General features: G+C 58.1%; 17 protein-coding genes. 4 read left to right on the top strand and 13 right to left on the bottom strand.

What is annotated here, in order from left to right; translation table 11 throughout:
* Nucleotides 1-113 precede the first annotated feature (113 nt).
* Complete coding sequence (gene sbcD / locus ACL2XP_RS20295; RefSeq protein WP_413734934.1) at nt 114-1,358, top strand: exonuclease subunit SbcD; 1,245 nt, start codon at nt 114-116, stop codon at nt 1,356-1,358.
* On the top strand, nt 1,355-5,047 hold the full coding sequence (locus ACL2XP_RS20300; RefSeq protein ID WP_413734936.1) for an AAA family ATPase: 3,693 nt from the start codon (nt 1,355-1,357) through the stop codon (nt 5,045-5,047). The genes sbcD and ACL2XP_RS20300 overlap by 4 nt, the downstream gene beginning before the upstream one ends.
* Before the next feature lie 681 nt (nt 5,048-5,728).
* On the opposite strand, the gene ACL2XP_RS20305 is transcribed toward ACL2XP_RS20300, so the two are convergent.
* A complete protein-coding gene (locus ACL2XP_RS20305) occupies nt 5,729-6,763 on the bottom strand; it encodes a CAP-Gly protein (RefSeq protein WP_413734937.1) in 1,035 nt (344 codons plus the stop codon).
* A 252-nt stretch (nt 6,764-7,015) separates the two neighbouring features.
* Between ACL2XP_RS20305 and rdgC the strand changes: the two genes are divergently transcribed.
* Nucleotides 7,016-7,927 (top strand): recombination-associated protein RdgC, encoded by a 912-nt coding sequence (gene rdgC, locus ACL2XP_RS20310; RefSeq protein WP_413734938.1) that lies wholly within the window; start codon nt 7,016-7,018, stop codon nt 7,925-7,927.
* Between the two features lie 42 nt (nt 7,928-7,969).
* On the opposite strand, the gene ppnP is transcribed toward rdgC, so the two are convergent.
* The 8 genes from ppnP to ydfZ all read right to left on the bottom strand — a co-directional run bounded on the left by ppnP (nt 7,970) and on the right by ydfZ (nt 14,295).
* On the bottom strand, nt 7,970-8,260 hold the full coding sequence (gene ppnP / locus ACL2XP_RS20315; RefSeq protein ID WP_413734940.1) for a pyrimidine/purine nucleoside phosphorylase: 291 nt from the start codon (nt 8,258-8,260) through the stop codon (nt 7,970-7,972).
* Nucleotides 8,261-8,496: 236 nt separating this feature from the next.
* Nucleotides 8,497-8,688, bottom strand: coding sequence for a hypothetical protein (locus ACL2XP_RS20320; protein WP_413734941.1), 192 nt, complete (start codon nt 8,686-8,688; stop codon nt 8,497-8,499).
* A 60-nt stretch (nt 8,689-8,748) separates the two neighbouring features.
* Nucleotides 8,749-9,288 carry a shikimate kinase AroL gene (aroL, locus tag ACL2XP_RS20325; RefSeq protein ID WP_413734942.1) on the bottom strand — a complete coding sequence of 180 codons (540 nt, stop codon included), beginning with the start codon at nt 9,286-9,288 and terminating at the stop codon, nt 8,749-8,751.
* A 266-nt stretch (nt 9,289-9,554) separates the two neighbouring features.
* The gene (locus tag ACL2XP_RS20330; RefSeq protein ID WP_413734943.1) at nt 9,555-11,108 is read right to left on the bottom strand and encodes an FAD-dependent oxidoreductase; all 1,554 of its coding nucleotides are present in this window, start codon (nt 11,106-11,108) and stop codon (nt 9,555-9,557) included.
* Between the two features lie 128 nt (nt 11,109-11,236).
* Nucleotides 11,237-11,458: a hypothetical protein gene (locus ACL2XP_RS20335; RefSeq protein ID WP_413734944.1), complete on the bottom strand. Its 222-nt coding sequence runs from the start codon at nt 11,456-11,458 to the stop codon at nt 11,237-11,239.
* Between the two features lie 339 nt (nt 11,459-11,797).
* The gene (locus ACL2XP_RS20340; protein ID WP_413734946.1) at nt 11,798-13,003 is read right to left on the bottom strand and encodes an OFA family MFS transporter; all 1,206 of its coding nucleotides are present in this window, start codon (nt 13,001-13,003) and stop codon (nt 11,798-11,800) included.
* Nucleotides 13,004-13,322: 319 nt separating this feature from the next.
* Complete coding sequence (locus ACL2XP_RS20345; protein ID WP_413734947.1) at nt 13,323-14,009, bottom strand: epoxyqueuosine reductase QueH; 687 nt, start codon at nt 14,007-14,009, stop codon at nt 13,323-13,325.
* An 85-nt stretch (nt 14,010-14,094) separates the two neighbouring features.
* Entirely contained in the window at nt 14,095-14,295 is a 201-nt protein-coding gene (ydfZ, locus tag ACL2XP_RS20350; protein WP_413734948.1) for a putative selenium delivery protein YdfZ, read from the bottom strand.
* A 255-nt stretch (nt 14,296-14,550) separates the two neighbouring features.
* On the opposite strand from ydfZ, the gene ACL2XP_RS20355 reads away from it, so the two are divergent.
* A complete protein-coding gene (locus ACL2XP_RS20355) occupies nt 14,551-15,303 on the top strand; it encodes a DUF2076 domain-containing protein (protein ID WP_413734949.1) in 753 nt (250 codons plus the stop codon).
* Nucleotides 15,304-15,418: 115 nt separating this feature from the next.
* Here the strand turns inward: ACL2XP_RS20355 and ACL2XP_RS20360 are convergent, their stop codons facing one another.
* From ACL2XP_RS20360 to ACL2XP_RS20375, 4 genes are read right to left on the bottom strand one after another with little or no spacing between them, the layout of a single operon-like run.
* Nucleotides 15,419-16,318: a sugar phosphate isomerase/epimerase family protein gene (locus tag ACL2XP_RS20360; RefSeq protein WP_413734950.1), complete on the bottom strand. Its 900-nt coding sequence runs from the start codon at nt 16,316-16,318 to the stop codon at nt 15,419-15,421.
* Nucleotides 16,319-17,446: a Gfo/Idh/MocA family protein gene (locus ACL2XP_RS20365; RefSeq protein ID WP_413734951.1), complete on the bottom strand. Its 1,128-nt coding sequence runs from the start codon at nt 17,444-17,446 to the stop codon at nt 16,319-16,321.
* 41 nt (nt 17,447-17,487) lie between these two features.
* A complete protein-coding gene (locus tag ACL2XP_RS20370) occupies nt 17,488-17,988 on the bottom strand; it encodes an RbsD/FucU domain-containing protein (protein ID WP_413734953.1) in 501 nt (166 codons plus the stop codon).
* A gap of 18 nt (nt 17,989-18,006) precedes the next feature.
* Entirely contained in the window at nt 18,007-18,918 is a 912-nt protein-coding gene (locus ACL2XP_RS20375) for a ribokinase (RefSeq protein ID WP_413734955.1), read from the bottom strand.
* Nucleotides 18,919-18,973 lie beyond the last annotated feature (55 nt).

The raw sequence follows: 18,973 nt of genomic DNA on the forward strand, positions 1-18,973 counted from the left end.
AGTGGGGCGCGCTTTTTTTCGGTATAACTTCCCGAATATTATCTTTACGACGGCATCGTCCTGGGGGAAGGTTTATACTCTCGCCCTCACTTTCGCACCCACGCTGGAGCCTCATGCGGATTATCCATACCTCTGACTGGCATTTGGGCCAGTCGTTTTTTACCAAGAGCCGGGCCAGTGAACATCAGGCGTTTCTCGACTGGCTGGTGGCTCGGGCGGATGAACATCAGGTCGATGCCATTATCGTGGCCGGCGATATTTTTGATACCGGCACCCCGCCCAGTTATGCCCGCGAACTGTTCAACCGTTTCGTGGTGGCGCTCCAGCCCACCGGCTGCGAACTGATCGTGCTGGCCGGCAATCATGATGCGGTGGCCACCCTCAATGAGTCCCGATCGCTGCTGGCCTGCATGCATACCCGGGTGATCGCCGGCGTCGGCCGCGATGATATCGCCGAACCGCCGGTGTTTATTCTCAAGGAGCGTAGCGGAAAGCCGGGGGCCATTCTGTGCGCCATCCCGTTTTTACGGCCGCGCGATATGCTGGTGAGCCGCTCCGGGCAATCGGGGGACGACAAACAGCGGGCGCTGATGGATGCCATTACCGCGCACTACGCGGCGCTGTACGCCCAGGCGTTGGATCTGCGCGCCGGCCAGCCCGGCGAGTTGCCCATTATCGCCACCGGGCATCTGACCACGGTCGGCGCCAGCACCACGGATTCGGTGCGCGATATTTATATCGGCAGCCTGGATGCGTTTCCCGCCCAGCTGTTCCCCCCGGCGGATTATATCGCCCTGGGCCATATTCACCGGCCGCAGCGTATCGGTAATCAAGAGCATATCCGTTATTGCGGTTCCCCCATTGCCCTGAGTTTCGATGAAACCGGCCAGCCCAAGCAGGTTAATCTGGTGAGTTTTGACGACGCCAATGTGGCGCGGGTCGTGCCGTTGCAAATCCCTGAAACCCAGGCTCTGCGCCTGATAAAAGGGTCGCTGGCGGAGATCGAAGCCCAGTTGCTGGCCTTTGCCGATCGCCAGGAAGCAACGCCGGTGTGGCTGGATATCGAAGTGGTGACCGATGCCTATCTCAATGACATCCAGCTGCGCATTCAGCAAATAGCGGCCGGCCTGCCGGTGGAAATCGTATTGCTGCGCCGCAACCGCGAACAGCGGTTGCAGGCCCTGGCGCACCAGCACCGGGAAACGCTGAACGAGCTGAGCGTCGGCGAAGTGTTCGAGCGCCGGCTCGCGCTCGCGGCGCAGCAGGACCCGGACACCCTGGGCCGCATCCGCCTGCTCTACGATCGGGTGGCGGCGGAGGTGCAGCAAGGCCCGGGCGCCCAAGGAGACGTGCTGTGAAAATTCTGACGCTGCGCCTGAAAAATATCAATGCCTTACGGGGCGAATGGAAAATCGATTTCACCGCCGCCCCGTTCGATCGCAGCAGCCTGTTTGCCATTACCGGCCCCACCGGCGCCGGCAAAACCACCCTGCTGGACGCCATTTGCCTGGCGTTATATCACCGCACCCCGCGGCTGGAGCGCACGCCGGGGCAGGATTTGATGACCCGCCATACCGCGGAGGCCCTGGCCGAAGTGGAATTCGAGGTCAAGGGCGTCGGTTATCGCGCGTTCTGGAGCCAGCGGCGCGCTAAAAACAGCCCCGGCGGCAAGCTGCAGGATATCAAGGTGGAACTGGCGCGCATGGGCGACGGCGCGATCCTGGCGGATAAAATCAGCAATAAGCTGCGCTTGACCGCCGAACTCACCGGGCTGGATTTTGAACGTTTTACTAAATCCGTGCTGCTGGCGCAGGGAGATTTTGCCGCGTTTCTGAATGCCGATGCCAAAAAACGCGCCGAACTGCTCGAAGAGCTTACCGGCACGGATATCTATGGGCGTATTTCCGCCGAGATTTTTGACCGCCATAAAACGGTAAAAGCCGAACTGGAGGCGCTACAGGCCCGCGCCGCCGCCATCGAGCTGCTGACCGAACCCCAGTTGCTGGCGCTTAATGGCGAACTGGAGCGCCTGCGGGCGGAGCAAACCCGCCTCAACGGCGAGCAATCGCGGCTACAGCGGCATCGCTCCTGGCTGACCGGGCACCGGCAGCAGACCGAGGCCCTGGCGGAAGCCCAGGCGCAGGCGCAGGCCGCCGTCGCCGCCGTCGCTGAAGCGCGGGACGCCCTCACCCGCCTGGCGCGCGCGGAACCGGCCGAGGCTTTGCGGCCGCGGCTTGATCGGCTGCGGGAGAGCGCCCAGGCCCACGACCGGCAACAGCAGGACATCGTCCGGGCGGTTACCGAGCAAAATCAGTTGCGGCAGGCGCTGCAACCGCTGCAAGCCGCCCTGGCCGCGGCGCGCGAAACCTGGCGCAAGCAGGGCGAAGCGCAGCGGCGACAGCAGCAGATCATCGATGAACAGATCGTCCCGCTGGATCAAAAAATTGCCGGTCTGGAACAGACGGCAACCCAGCAGCGGCAGCAGCGCGCATTATTGATCGCCCAGCGGGAAAAGCGCCAAACCGCGCTGGCGCAGACCCGGGGACAATGGCAGCATACCGGGCGGCAGGCCGAGTTAACCGCTGAGTTTTTACGCCGCCATGCCGCCTGTCGGCAATGGGGCGAGCACTTGCCGCTGTGGCGGGAAAACGTGGTTCACCGGCGGCGCGAACGGCGCGAGATCGACGAACTGACCCGGCAGGCAGCGGCATTGGCGCAGGCCCTGCAAAGCCTGGAGGCGGAGCGGCAGGCCGCGCTTGACGCGTCGGCCCTGTGCCGGCAGCAGGTTGGCGCGTCGAAATCGGAGCTTGAGGGGCTGGAGCGGGAGCGGCAAAACCAAGAGGAACTATGCCCCGAAGCCCGGTTGCACGCCGAATGGCAGCAAAACCAGCAGCAGCGCCCGGGGCGCGCCCAGCTCGCATCCCTGCGGCCGCAGATCGAACGCGTCGCCGGCGAATTGGCGGCCAACCAGCAGCGTTTTAGCCGCTCGCAACGGCAATGCGCCGACATTGCCGACGGTCTGGCCGGGCTGCGCCGTAATCAGGCGGATAAATCCGCCCTGCTGGAAGAAGTAAGCGCCCGCTATGGCCTGGAGCTGCATATCGCGTCCCTGGATCAGCAGCGTAGCCAGTTGCAACCCGGTAAAGCATGTCCGTTGTGCGGAGCCACCGAACATCCCGGCGTCAGTGAATACCAGGCCTTACAGCCGGAAAAAACCGACCAGCGCCGGCTGGTGCTGCGGCGGGAGTTGGACCAGATCAACGCCGAGGTGGTAGCGGCGCAAACCCGTTGCGATATTCTGCAAAATCTTCAGCGCCAGGCCCAGGAAGAGCAGGCGCGCCTGCAGCAGGAACAAGACAGCCTGGAAGAGCGGTGGCGGCAGGTTTGCGCCGAACTGGCAATCAGCCTGCCCGCCGGGGATGCGGCGGCGGTTGACCAATGGCTGGCGCAGCATGAGGCGCGCGAACAGGCCCTGGGCCGGCAGTTGGAGGTTCGGCAACGGACCGCCCGGCGCTGGCAGGCGGCCCGGGATATGTTTACCGACGCCAGCGCTAAGGCGCAGCAGGCCGATTCCCAATTGGCGCTCAATGCCCAGCAGCGCGAAACCACGGCCCGGTTGCTGCAAGAGGCGCGCGCGCGTCTGTCTACCCGGCAGGCCGAGGTGGCCGAACTGGCGGCGCGGCGCGGCCAGGCCCTGGCCCTGCTTGGCTTGGCGATGCCCGCCGATGACGCGGTGGACGCCTGGCTGGCCGAACGCCAACAGGAGTGGCAGTTGTGGCAAGACCATAGCCGGCAGGAGCAGGAGCTTAGCCATAGCCTTACCGCCCTGAGCGGCGAGATGACCAATCATCAGGAGACGTTGGCGGAACTGGCGCGGCAATTGGCCGCGGTGGAATTGCAGCACGGCGAAACCGCCGCCGCGCTTGAGCGGGCCAGGGAAATCCGCCGCCAGTTGGCCGGCGATCATAGCGTGGCGCAGCTGGGGGCGGAACTGCGGGCGCGGGCGGAGGAAGTGGAGCGCGAGCGTCAAGCGGCCGAGCAGCGGCTACAGCAGGCGCAAGAGCAATTACATTTGCTGGCCGGGGCCATCGACGAGCAGCAGCGGCAGTTGGTGGCGTTCGCCCGGCAAGCGGAACTGGCGACCGTCGCCCTGCAAGAGGCGCTGAGTCAAAGTCCCTTTGCCGATCGGCATGAATTGCAGGCGGCCTTGTTGCCGCCGGCGGAACGGGATGCGCTGCGCGAGTTGCGCGATAGGCTCAATGAGCGCCAGCAGCATGCGCAGGCGGTGTTGCAGCAGGCGGAGCTGGCGTTGCAGCAAGGCCGCGCGGATCGTCCCGCCACCCTTGGGGATGAGGCTTTACCCGCCGTGGAGCAGCAGTTGGCGGCGATCGAGGCGCAATTATGGGATCTGGCGCGGTTGCAGGGCAATATTGAGCAGCAGCTCGCCAGCCATCAGCGGCGCCAGCATGAGCAGCAGTCGCTGTTGCGGGAGATAACCGCGAGCGAGGAACGTTATGCGGACTGGAGTTATCTCAATGAACTTATCGGGTCCAGGGAGGGGGATAAATTCCGTAAGTTCGCCCAGGGTCTGACGCTGGATCATTTGATTTATTTGGCCAATCAGCAGCTTTCCCGGTTGCACGGCCGCTATCAGTTGCAGCGTAAGTCCGCGGCGGAGCTGGAACTGGAGGTGGTGGATACCTGGCAGGCGGATGCGGTGCGCGATACGCGCACTTTGTCGGGCGGGGAGAGTTTTTTGGTTAGCCTGGCGCTGGCGCTGGCGTTGTCGGATTTGGTGAGTCATAAGACCCGGATCGATTCGCTGTTTTTGGATGAGGGTTTCGGTACGCTGGATGCGCAGACGCTGGATATTGCGCTGGATGCGCTTGATTCGCTTAACGCTACCGGCAAGACGATCGGGGTGATAAGTCATGTGGATGCGATGAAGGAGCGAATTCCGGTGCAGATTAAGGTGAAGAAGGTGAATGGGCTGGGGTTGAGCCGGCTGGACGCGAGGTTTGCGGTGCAGGGGGGGACGGCCGGCTGAGACCGGCCGCGGGGTCGGGGAATGGCCGCTTCGGCCCCATCGGCATGCTCCCCCTTTAACAGGGCCCGCTGCGGGTTCGATGTTGGCGGGTCTGCCATGCCGTGGGGCGCTCCGGCGGGCAGGAAAACCATGCCCGCTTCGGCCCCATCGGCATGCTCCCCCTTTAACAGGGCCCGCTGCGGGTTCGATGTTGGCGGGTCTGCCATGCCGTGGGGCGCTCCGGCGGGCAGGAAAACCATGCCCGCTTCGGCCCCATCGGCATGCTCCCCCTTTAACAGGGCCCGCTGCGGGTTCGATGTTGGCGGGTCTGTCATGCCGTGGGGCGCTCGGGCGGGCAGGAAAACCATGCCCGCTTCGGCCCCATCGGCATGCTCCCCCTTTAACAAGCTCGCTGCGGGTCCGGGTGATGGCGGGTCTGCCATGCCGTGGGGCGCTCCGGCGGGCAGGAAAACCATGCCCGCTTCGGCCCCATCGGCATGCTCCCCCTTTAACAGGGTCCGCTGCGGGTTCGGGTGATGGCGGGTCTGTCATGCCGTGGGGCGCTCGGGCGGGCAGGAAAACCATGCCCGCTTCGGCCCCATCGGCATGCTTCCCCTTTAACAAGCTCGCTGCGGGTCCGGGTGATGGCGGGTCTGCCATGCCATGGGGCGCTCCGGGTCCGGGTGGTGGCGGTGCGTGCGGTTATTCCCAGCGGTAGCGGTGGGCGGCTCTGACGCCCGCGAGGCCGCAGAGGGCGCTGACCACTGCGCCGAGGAGGAGCGCGAAGAATGACCATAGCGCCGAGGAGGCGATGGTTTTGGCGGCGGCGTCCGCTTTTTGTTTGGCCTGGTCTTTCATTTGCCGTATTTCGGCTTTGGCGTGGTCGATATTTTGCTCCAGGGCTTCCAGGCGTTGTTTGACCTGTGCCGCCATCTGCCGTTTGTTGCCGATGACGGTGTCGGTGGCCTGGTTAACTTCTTCCGGCGTCATATTGGTATTGCGCGACAGGGCCAGATGTACGTCGTCGCGTTTGATGCCGGCGGATATTTTGTCGGTGCGTTGTTTGAGTTTATCGGTCAGGCGATCCAATTCGTCGTCCAGGGCATCGGGTTGTTTCATGGCCGCGCTGATTGATTGCCGTATATCATCCCGGGTGGCCGCCATTTCGTTGGCGAGGTAATCCGGGCGCAGGGCGGCCACCTGGCTGTTTTGCAGGGCGGCCAGGATATTTTGCGGGGTTTGGTCCGGCGGGAGCCCCACGTCTTGTCCCATTTGTCCCAGCGAGGTATTGAGCAGTTGTTTTATGTCGTCCCCCTGCCCCGATAAGGCGGATGCCATGCCGGATGCCGCGCTGCCGGTGGCGGAGGCAATGGAACCAATGATATTGCCCGCTGCCCGCAGGGCGCCGCCGAGCAGCATGCCGCTGATAATAATGGCGATAATCAGCGATGTCGCCCAGACCAGGAAGCCGTGGCTGACTCCCGCGGCCCCGGCCAGGCGGCCGGCCGCCAGTCCCCCAACGGCCAGGCTGATGAGCACCGAAATAAACGACCAGATGCTGATGGCCGTGCCCATACCCTGAGCGGGTTGATCGGCATAGGGGGCCACCATGGTAAAACCTAATCCCGTACCTAATACTGAAAGTAATATAGATAATGCCAAAACGGTAATAACCCCACCGATAATAGCGCCCCAGGAAATTAATTTTGGCTTGGTATTTATAGTGCGCGTTTCCATATATTTCCTCCGAATTATCCACTCCTGTAGCAATAGGCTACTTAATTAAGTTAGTTTAGGTTTTTGTTATTTCAAGAATATAGATAAACGTTATTTAATATAAATTAAATAATAAATTAATTATATTTAAACTAAATTAATACCAAAACAGGAAAAATCCTTACCGATTTTACCGTCGGTATGCGCTATCATGCGCGCTGCGTATGATCAACCCGCACGCTAGCAGGCGTGCCCGGTCAGGGATGTAACATTATGTTTTGGTTTAAGAATATTATGATTTACCGCTTGAACCGCGATATCGAGCTGTCGGCGGAAGAGATGGAAAAACAGTTGGCGGGTGCCGCCTTCACCCCCTGCGGCAGCCAGGATATGGCGAAGTCGGGCTGGGTTTCGCCCCTGGGGGACAAAAGCGATGCGTTGACCCATGCCATCAACGATCACATTATGATTTGCGTGCGTAAAGAAGAAAAGATGCTGCCTTCGTCGGTGGTCAAACAGGAGTTGCAAGGCAAAATTGAAAAGCTTGAAAGCGACCAAAGCCGCAAATTACGTAAGACGGAAAAAGACGCGCTGAAAGAAGAAGTGTTATTCAGCCTGATGCCACGGGCGTTCAGCCGTTTCAGCCAGACGTTTATTTGGCTGGATAAGACCCGGGGACTGGTGATTGTCGATGCCGCCAGCGCCAAAAAAGCGGAGGACGCCCTGGCGTTATTACGCAAATCCCTCGGCTCGCTGCCCGTTGTCCCGCTAACGCTGGAAAACCCTATTGAGCTGACCCTCACGCAGTGGGTACGCGGCGGCGAGCCGCCGGCCGGTTTTGTGGTGCAGGACGAGGCCGAGCTCAAGGCATTATTGGAAGACGGCGGCATTATCCGCTGCAAAAAACAGGATCTCGCCAGCGACGAAATTGCCGCGCATATCGAGGCCGGCAAAGTGGTGACCAAATTAGCGCTGGATTGGCAGGAGCGGATACAATTTATTCTGGCGGACGACGGGACGCTGAAGCGGCTGAAATTCGCCGATACGCTGCGGGAGCAAAATGACGATATCGATCGTGAAGATTTCGCCCAGCGCTTTGACGCCGATTTTATCCTGATGACCGCCGAACTGGCGGGGTTAATCGAACAACTGGTAGCGGCACTGGGCGGCGAAGCCCAGCGCTGACGGCGGCGGCGGAGGGCATGGGGGTGCGCCCTCCGCCGGGAATTATTTACTGAGGTATTTACATAAATAGGCGCTGGCTTCCGCTACCTGCAGGAAAAATTCGCTCTGCGCCGGAACAAAAAACACTTCGCCGGGCATAAAGACCTGCCAATCATGGGAACCCGGTAATAGCACCCGCAATGCGCCGTTAAGCACGGTCATCTCTTCGGGCTGCGCCGTGGTGAATGTGTATTCGCCGGCTTCCATCACCCCGACGCTGGCGCGACCGATGCTGGAAGAATCAAAACCGATGGACTTCACTTTCCCGGCAAAATACTCATTTACGTTCAGCATGGATCTATTCCTTAAGATAATATTTTCAGTCATTCATAGTAAAAGGCGAATCATTGAATTGTCACGCCTTATTGCTGAAAAATGCCGGTCCGGCGGCAGAAATACTCCCGCCTGGCGCCCATCCGTTCGGTAAACCCCACGGCGCGAGCCATGAAGCATGCCGTCATATCGCCAAGGCGGGCACGACCGCGCCGGGCCGCCGCTGGCGGTCCCGTCCATGTATAGTCCGATGTATATCAGGTTTTATCTTCACCCTGGTAGCGCTGCTTGGCATCCAGCGCTTCCTGCTCGGAATCGTGTTCGCTGATAAGCGTATCCGGCTTGGGGTGATCTGCCCGTAGCTCATAGACCGTCTTGGTTTTACCGGGCAGGCCTTTTTCTTTTTTAACAATATGCGCTTCGCGGGGATAGGGGGGATTACTCGCCATAATCACTTCCTTTTTGATGATTTGGTCGGGTAAGTATAGGCCACTGCGCCGGGTTGCGCCTTACGGCGCGCAGCGATGGCGCTGCCCGCGCGGCTGTAGCTGCTGCAAAATCGACGCCACCACCTCCTGCGGCGCCGCGGTGGCATCCAGCACATAATGCGCGACTTCCCGGTAAAGGGCCTCACGGGCCAGCAAGATTTCCGCGATTTCGTCGGCGATAGGCCGCCCGGTCAGGCTGGGGCGTTGATCCTCTTCGGGAAAGGCCTCCAGACGCCGCGCCAGCACCTCGGCAGGCGCGTGCAGGTAGATAACCGTACCGCCGGCGCGCATGAACTGGCGGTTTTGCTCGGCCAGCACGATGCCGCCGCCGGTGGCGATCACATGCTGTCCGCTGGTCACCGCTTTAAGAATGTCGGTCTCCATCGCCCGAAAGCCAGGCCAGCCGACACTCTCCACAATTTGCGCCACGCTTTGCCCGGTGGAGCGCAGCAGCATGTGATCGGTATCGGTAAATTCGTACCCCAACGCCAACGCCAATGCCTGGCCAACCGTAGTTTTGCCGCATCCCCTTGCACCAACCATAAAAATGGGCTGTGTCATTAACTACATATCCTTTTGTTTACCAGAAGCAACAAATAAAACATTATCCCCGCCCCGCCCCTGCGGGCCGGCGGCAGACTGACGAATAACGGCTGTTTAATCCGGCCGAGCATCATATCATTGACTCTGCGCGGGTGGTAACGCAGCGTTAATGGATGGATCATTAAATACCCTATTTTTGTAGGGTTGTCCCTACCGCGACAAAAAAATACCGCGCTTTCAGATAAGGGCGCGGTAAGGGGAGCATCATGGCGCAGGCGGGCTATTTACTCTTTCGGCGGCTCGACCACTTCGTCGACAATGCGTTTCGCCTCGGCTACCGTCAGCGCGGGTTTCATTTTAATCAGCAGCGTGCCGGTGGTGCGCATGCGCCCGGTGCCCACCACCGCCACCAACTCGCCCTCCAGGCCGAAGAGCGCGATAAAATCATCTTTGTCCGGCGAACCGATAAGATCGATCTTGTCCCATTTTTCCGCATGGCCCAGATATTCGTACCGCACGCCATATTGCTGGGTCCAGAAAAACGGCACGGAGTCATAAGCTTCGTCCAGACCGGCCATGGCCGCGGCGGCGATACGGCCATGCTGCTGCGCGACGCGCCAGTGCTCAATCCGGGTAGGCTGGTCCTTGAGGGGGAACGTGGCGATATCGCCGATAGCAAAAATGTCCTGGCCGACCGACATGGAGGCATCCACGCTCAGGCTGCCGTCTTTATTAAGCGGCAGATCGTGGATAAAGCCGGTGGCCGGCGCTACGCCGGTGGCCAGCAGAACCAGATCCGCCGGGATACGGCGGCCGTCTTTCAGTACCACCGCCTCCACCTGGCGCTCCCCGGCAAAAGATGCCGGCTCGCCTTCGATAAACTTCACGCCTTTTTGCTCGTGGCGGCGGCGGAAAAAGGCCGCCAGTTCATCGCCGAACTGCTTTTGGAACGGCAGCGCATTTTTGGCGATAACCGTAATATCAATGTCTTGCTTACGAAACGCCGCGGCCACTTCCATACCGATAAAGCTGTTGCCGACAATCACCAAATGCCGCTTTTTCCCGACGCTTTCCACAAGGGTAGCGGCCTGTTCCCAACTGCGCAGCACCTGAACGCCGAACAGCGCCTTGCCCGGCAAATCCGGCCGCTGGGGGATTGCGCCGCTTGCCAGCAAGAGCCGCCGGTAGGTAACCACTTTGCCGTCTTCAAGCCGCAGTTGATGCTTGCCGGCGTTGAGCTCTTCCACATTGCCGGTGATACGCTCGATTTTTTGCTGCTGATAAAAATCGTCGTCCAGCAGGGACGGAACTTCATTGATGTCCATATCCCCTTGAGGGACGAATTTTGATAATGTGGTGCGATCGTAGGGCGCCTGTTTTTCGCGTTCTATCACGATCAATCGCCCGGTATAACCTTTTTCGCGCAAAGCCTTGATCGCGGCGCTGCCGCCCGCGCCTGAACCCAGCACCACCAGCGCGTCGCGCTTATCCGGCTCGTCGAGGGGAGTGGCGTCATCAATGGCCTTGGGATCAATCCAAATCGTCCCCTGCTCTATTTTAAGGGGGAAGCGTTTTAACGATCGCAGGGAGGGCGGCTCGCGCAGTTGGCCTTCTGCTCCGTCTTCAATGGTAAAAACCGATTTATGCCAGGGGCAGACGAGTTTACCCTCGCATAGCGCGCCTTTCTCCAGCGGAGCACCCGAATGAGGGCAGGTCGCCTCCAGGGCGAAAACCTGTTCCCCTTTTCTGATGAGCAGGATATCGGTGTCATTTACACTGACTTTTTTGGGTGCTAATTCCGCCAATGCGGCTAACGACATCACTTCTTTATAGGCCACGATATGCTCCTTCTTGTTATAAGACCATACAGTTTGAAGTACTATGGTTAAGCCTAGCAGCTAATCGCGGGGTGTGAAGGACGGCCTGATACGGGCGGCAAAGGAAGCGCCGACCGGGGTAACGCGGGTTATTCGTTATTAAACAGCTCGCGAAACCAGGTCACGATTTTTTTGATGATTTTGCCCAGATTCGACACATCGTGCCGTTCATTGCATTGCCTGAGATCCGCGGTTCTGACCCGGGTGATGAATTTGGCCCCGGACCTGAAAGGACGGAAAAAAAAAGGTGTGATGATATTTTTGCGCCAGGCGCTGAGGTTAATATGTAAGGCGCGCTTAAGTTTTGTCATAGCTGTCCCTTATAGTTATGGCTTGCAAAATAATGACTGGTGTTAACGTTACATAATATAAAGCGGCACTATTTTCATTTGACGCAAATTTTGTCTGCTGCAAATGTTATTTAACACAAGCTGTATTTGACGTAATTTTACCACCACAAGCGTTATTTAAGGATTAGAGCGTTATCGGGTCGGCAATACTTTCAAAAAAAGCTTATCGTTTATCCCTTGATATTATGCGGTAATCGATATTCATCTGGAAATGGAAGCCATGGCGGGAAAAAACACCGCCCCCGGGCAAAGCGCGGGGACGGCATGGGTAATGGGGGGCTAATGCGGCTATTTCATCGATTATTTCAGCGCAGATTGCAGTGCCAAATGCCCTTTTTCACCGGGCCGGCGCAGGGTTAACGAGATAACCAGGGATATCGCCAGCAGTACCAGAATTAATTGAAAGGTGACGATAAAGCCGCCAAACAGCGAAGCCACAATGGAACCGATAATACTGCCGATACCAAACCCGAGATAAATCACCCCGTAGTTCTTGGTCAGATTATTCAGTCCGAAAAAATCGCTCACCAGGGAAGGATAAACCGTAATGGTGCCGCCGAAGCTAAAGGCAACGCAGGCAATGGACATAAAAAACAGTACCGGATTAAGATGCGCGAACAGCAGCGATGTCATACCGATCAGCGAAACGATCTGCGCCAGCGAAATGACCCTGATTCTCGATATCCGGTCGGACAGCACGCCCAGCACCAGCCGTCCGGCGAGATTCGCCACCGCAATAATGGTCACGGCATTGGCCGCCACCGCCGGGGTTAAATGCACCAGGCTTTCGCCGATATCCTTCGCCACGCCGATAACATACAAACCGCTCATGCAGGCGGTTAAAAACATCGTCGCCAGCAGCCAATATTGAGGGTTCCTGACACATTGCGCCAGGGAGAAATCATGGGACGCGAGGGTCTGCTTCGCGGCGCGCACCGGCGCCTCTTTCATTAACATGCCGCCGGCGATCACCATCAGCATGGCAATCAATCCCCATAACTTGAAGGTGGTTTCCAGGCTGTAATGCGCCAGCAGTTGGCTATTGATATATTTAAAACCCAGGCTACCCAGGCCGTAGGCCCCGATGGCGCAGGCGGAGATCGCCCCTTTGCGTTCCGGGAACCATTTCACGCAGTTGGATAAGGTCATCAGATAGCCGATACCGTCGGCAAAGCCCACCAGCAGCCCCGCGCAGACCCACAGCATGATCAGGCTGCCCGAGTAGGCGGTCAGGCAAAAGCCCGCGCCCAGCAGGACGCCGGCGCCAAGAGTGACCCGGCGTACGCCAAAACGGTCCTGGAATTTGCCGGCCACCGATGATGCCACCGCCAGCGCCAGGCTCAACAGGCCAAAGGAAAACGCCACCTGGCTGATCGGCTGGTGCAATTTATCCGCCAGCGGGCCGTTGAACAGACTCCAGGTATATACCGAACCCAACGCGAATTGAGTCACGATAGTGCCAAACAGCGTGAGCCACCGGGTATGATTATAACTTTGCGTTTTCATTATCTGCCTCGCATGACAATTCTTGTGGAATCGATGCCCGTAAAGCGGGTTAACTGGCTTTACTATAGGGGAGAGACAGATAAGGAAGTTCAAATAAGGAATGAGTTACCATTAATCGGGAATGAAATGCCGCCAATCGGGTATGAACGGCCTATATTGGTTTTTGGCGCAGGGAAAAGTGCGGAAAATTGCCGTTATGCGGTTACGCAAAGTAGACAATTATTAACAGTCAATGTCAACCGTCATTCGTGTATTAACACATTTAACACTGCGTTAATATTAACGCAGCGGTCGTTACTCTAAGAAACGTATTATTTTTTCAAACCGGTTCAATGTCGCCCGGTTCGCCAGGCGTTTTCTCCTGGCCGTAAAAAGCAAGCCCGATACGGATAATATCCCGGCCCTGCGCTTGCCGGTGTTTATTGCTATCGCGCAAAGAATAAATACACCCGCAATACTCCTGCTGGTAAAACTGCTCGCGTTTGCTGATATCGATCATGCGCGACGCCCCGCCCTGCTTGCGCCAGTTATAGTCCCAGTACGCCATGCCGGGATACTGCGCCGCCGCGCGCTGGCCGCAATTATTGATTTGCTGCATATTTTTCCAGCGCGATATGCCCAGCGAGCTGGATATCACGCTAAACCCATGCTCATGGGCGTAAAGCGCGGTACGCTCGAAACGCATGTCAAAACACATGGTGCAGCGTATCCCGCGTTCAGGCTCCCGCTCCATGCCTTTGGCCCGCGCGAACCAGCGGTCGGTATCGTAATCGGCATCGATAAACGGCACCCCGTGCTGTTCGGCAAACCGGATATTTTCGTTTTTACGGATCAGATATTCCCGCTGGGGATGGATATTGGGATTATAAAAAAAAATGGTGTAGTCGATTCCGGACGCGCTGAGGGCTTCCATTACTTCGCCGGAACAGGGTGCGCAGCAGGAGTGCAGCAGGAGTTTATCGGCCCGTTGGGGGAGTTCAAGTTGAGGGCGGTTGAATTCTGCCATTGGCGCTGTCTCTCGGATACGGATAAAGGAGCGTGACGCCAAATATAGCATATATCCCGGGAGCGTCGGCTCCCGGCGGCAAACGTTATGCCAGGCGAATCAGTTCATAAGGAACAAAACGCTCGGCTTTGTTTTTCAGCTCGACGCACCGCGCGCGCTCAGCCTTGTCTGCGGCCAGACCCCCGGCGTGAATGGCCTGCGCCACGGATAGTTCGCCGGTCGCGGCGATCATGACTTGCTGACCGGGGATGATTGTGTTGCGATTCCTGTCATATACCTGAATCATATATTCCTCCAACCGTTATGATAAATCCGTACTTTTCAAGGTCGTCATCAGGACTTCCGCTGTCAGGGTAGCGCCGCGCAATACAAATAAAGTTGAGTTATATCAAATAAAATTTAATCAACCCAAGGGACGCCCGGTGTTGAATGGTAACAGTTTTCTGCAAACCTTTACGCACGGCGCCTTTCTCAATAGCCATAACCAGGCTAGATTTAAAGGTAATCAGCTGTGCACGTTACAGGTCAAAAGGTCATCGCTATGCAATCAGAAGAGCAACGTGTTATCGAGGGTCTGTTCCAGCGCCTGAAGCAGGCGGAGCAGCAATCCGGGCCGCGCGACGCCGGCGCGGATCGGCAAATCAAGGAATTTGTCCGCCAGCAGCCCGCCGCGCCTTATTATATGGCGCAATCGATCCTGATCCAGGAGGCCGCCCTTAAACGGCTGCACCAGCAGGTGCAGCAATTGGAAGCCGAGGTCACCGCCCTGAAAAATGCGCCGGCGCCCAGCGGCGGCGGTTTTCTCAGCAATCTGTTCGGCGGCGGAGCCAAAGCCAGCCGCCCGCAGCCGGCTCCGGCCTGGAATAACCAGCAGCAACAGCCGCCGGCGGGCGGATATGGCGGCCAACCCACGCCGCCGCCTGGCTATAACGGCTATGCCCAGGGTTATGGCCAACCGCCGGCGCAGCCCCGCGGCGGCGGCTTTTTAGCCGGCGCGCTGCAAACCGCCGCCGGCGTGGCAGGTGGGGTGGTGCTGGGCAACATGCTGACCGGCATGTTTCACAACACCCAGCCGGAAGAGATAGTGAATGTTATCGAGCAGCCGCTGGATGCGGCCGCGGACCCGCTGACCAATCAGGATTTCTCCAGCGACAACCTCGATACCTTTAACGATGTGCCCGGCAGCCGCTTTCTTGATGACAACGGCAACGATTTGGCCAACAACGACACCTTCGGCAACGATGACAACTTCGGCGGCGATGATGACTTCGGCGACGACGACAGCTTTGTCTGATCGGGCCGCCAGCCGGCCGTAGGCTTCACGCCCAGCCGCTGGCCGGGCGGGTTTTCCCCGGTGCGATACCGGGGAAACACTTACCGCCCAGCGCTCAATCCCGAGGTTGCGCCCCTCAGACCCCCACGGACAATAACGCATCATCCACATAGCGTTTCGCGCGCGGGATATCCACCTCATCGACATGCTCGATAATCAGCGGAATATTAGGATGGTTTTTGGCCAACAGGCGCAGGTACAACTCATAGTTTAATGCGCCCAGTCCCGCCGCGGGCAGTTCCACCGCGCCGGCGCCCCTGAAGCTGTTGTGCTCCGCCGCCCCGCCGCCGAATTTCTCCGCCACCGAAACGGCTTCCTTGCAATCTTTGGCGTGCGCGATTTTAACCTTGCCGTCCAGTACATTAAAAATGTTATGCAACGTCTGGTCGATAAGCCGGATATTGGCTTCATCGAAATAATTGGTGGGATCGAGAGCCAGTCCCAGCCCGGGGTGATCGATATCGTGGATCAGCCTGGCAACCTGCTCGACCGAGCCAATAATATTATTCACATAGTTTTCCACCAGAAATACGGCGCCATGCTCATAGGCATAAGCGGCCAATTCGACGGCAATATGTTTAAACTCTTGATACGCTTCTTCGGTACTATTTTTGGGATCATATAACCAGTCACTGTCGGTGTTATAGGTGCCGGTTTCACTGACCACGTACGGCGTGCCGAAATCCCTGGCATGAGCCAGAATTTCTTTTACCGCGTTGATATTTTCCGCTCTCTTTACCGGGTCCGGATGTACCAGGTTGGTATATGCGGAAATGGCGACAATGGGTAGGTTGGCCTTTCTGAATGCGTCACGCACATGGTTGGCTTTCTCTGTAGTGATATGACCCCGTGCGAGATCGATATCGGTGAATTCAAGATCGAGCTGTACGCATTGCATGCCAGCATCTTTTATTTTTTTAATCGTTTCGCTCAGAGTGTAGGGGTAATAGCCGGTGAAGATGCCCACATTTATCATTTATTTTTCCTCCAGCAAGATATCGTTAAGATAAACCGTTCTTTCTGACTGTATGGACGCATAGCAGGCCTCGATGCACGCCAGCGTTAATAAATTATCCTCCGCGCTGATGGCCGGTGATGTATTTTGTTCAATGGCGCACATCAGGCTCGCCATCGTGCCGATAAACGCATCCGGAAACCACTGGGTGCGCCATTGCGGAACCACCCAATCGTCCGGATATTGGCGGGCGCCCAGCCGCAAGGTGCTACCGCAAAATTCAGGGGCCCGCCGATGCCAGCCAAAGTCGCCCTCGGCCAGCCCTTCGGTTCCTTCCACCCGCCAGTTGATATAATTGCGTTTGGCGCAGGGTTCCCCCGGCCATGCCCATACGTCATCGAGGCTGGTGGCCATAAACCCGTTCCGATATTGGAAGGTATACTGGACGATGCCGTCGGTATGTTCGAAGGGCGTACGCGGATCGGTCCTGCACACGGCGGTAATTTTTTCCGGATCGCCAAACAGATATCTGAATATATCGATATGATGGATCGCCATGGCATACAGTTCCAGTTTTCTGTATTCCTGCAAAAACTTTTGCCAGTCGGGAATAGCCCGCATATCAATACTGGCAATAACCGGCGTGCCGATAAGGTTCTTATCCAGAATATATTTCAGCGCGCGCATGGACTGGTCATAGCGCATATTGGAATTCACCGCTATGGGTATGCCGCTCCGTTGGCCAAGCGCGACGATTTCCCGCCCTTCCTTCAGGGACATGGCCAGCGGCTTCTGGCATAAAATGCCCTTTATGTGGTTATTCCCGGTGCTTTGGGCGCAAATATACCTGACAATTTCCAGCTGGATATGGGGCGGTACGGCAATATCTATAATCTCGATATTTGGATCGCTGACCATTTCCCGCCAGGAATCGTACACTTTGGTTATACCGAATTCGCCGGCCAGGCGCCGGCTGTTTGTTATATCGAGCGACGTTATCCCGTACGGGGTGAATCCCGCTTTTTTATAGGCGGCTAAATGGCAGTGTTCCACAATAAATCCGGCGCCGATAATGCCGATGTGAAAATCCCGCTTTTGCGGTAACTCTGCCAATGTTGCCCGCTCAAGCCGTGATGTTAACGATTCCATGGTACCTCCCTTAGTCTGTTTACCCAGGCGGATACGGATGGTTATTTCAGCTCCGGTACGGCGCTATCCGTGATCCGGCGTCTGCGGACCGAATAGGCCGGCAGCGGAATAACCCCGGAAGCCTCGGTAAACCAGGCGAACGGATCGGTACTGGCCACCAGCGCAAAATTAGCCCAGGGTTCGAAAGAGCCGGAACGGATAATAACTTTCGCCCGCGGCGCCACGACCTCGCATAACTCTTCGTGGCTGGCGGCGCTGAAAGCGGTCCCCGACCCGGTCCAGATGTCTTGCAGGTCGCGATAGAGCTGCGGATGACAGTCCCTCACCTCCGGAGCGAAACGGATATCCTCGATAAATATTTCATGGCGCAGTACGCGTAATATATCCCGGACATCCACGGTGCCGGGCCACAATCCCAGATCGATGCGGTTAGCCTGCGGCGGTATAGGAAAACCGGCATCGGTTACCAGTACGATATCCGTATGCCCCAACGTGGCCAGGGCGGCCGCCAGCCGGGGGTGGAGGATGCGGTTGGTTCTCATGATGGCTACTCCTTTATTTTATGCATTAAGGAACGCGTCAACGTCGCGGCGAACGGCATAGGAAGGTACGGTTTCCCAGGCGGTACAGCATAATGCCGCCGTGGCGTTCGCAAACCGCAGCGCGCCCCCGAGCGGGAGCCCTTCGGCAATGGCGACGGCCAGCGCGGCGTTAAAACTGTCGCCGGCGCCATTGCTGTCCACCACCTCGATCCGGCAGGGGGCGATTTCCAGGGTTTCCGTGCGGGTATAGACCGCCGAACCCGCATCGCCCAGCGTCATCACCACCCGCCGGCAGCCGGTGTTGAGTAGCAGATCGGCGATCTCGCGGTTACTGCGCGGGTCGTCAGGGGCCAAGCCCAGGGCAACCCGGGCTTCCGTTTCATTGGGGGTGAGATAATCTATGGCGCTCAAATCGCAACCGCGCAGGTCCCGGGCCGGGGCGGGATTAAGAATCGTCGCCTTGCCCAGCGCATGGGCCAGGCGCAGCCCATACAGCGCGGTCTCAAGGGGAATTTCAAGTTGCGCCAGGGCGACCCGGCACGTCTCCAGGCCAGGGCGCGCCGCATCGACCAGCTCCGGCGTGAAGAGCTTATTGGCCCCCATGTCCACCACGATAATGTTGCGCGCCAGCCGATCTTTTACGATCAGCCCCGCACCGGTGGGCTGCTCGCCGGTGACGGTCAGCGCGTCGATATTGACCCCTTCTTGCCGCATTAACTGAATAAATTCATTGCCGAAGGTATCGTCCCCCACCACGCCCGCATAGCGGACGCACGCGCCCAAACGAGCCGCCTGCACCGCCATGTCGGAGCCTTTGCCGCCCCAGGTCTGGCGGAAGTCCTGGCCGATCAGCGTTTCGCCCGCCACGGGTATCCGCTCGGTAGTCATTACCAGGGCTTTTGCGTAACTGCCCAGAATAAATATACTCATCTCTCAGCTCCATATCGGGTTTGCCGGGAACCCACGATCGGTGTCGTCAAGCGGA

It is taken from the genome of Sodalis sp. RH21 (assembly GCF_047324175.1).
Lineage (GTDB): Bacteria > Pseudomonadota > Gammaproteobacteria > Enterobacterales > Enterobacteriaceae > Acerihabitans.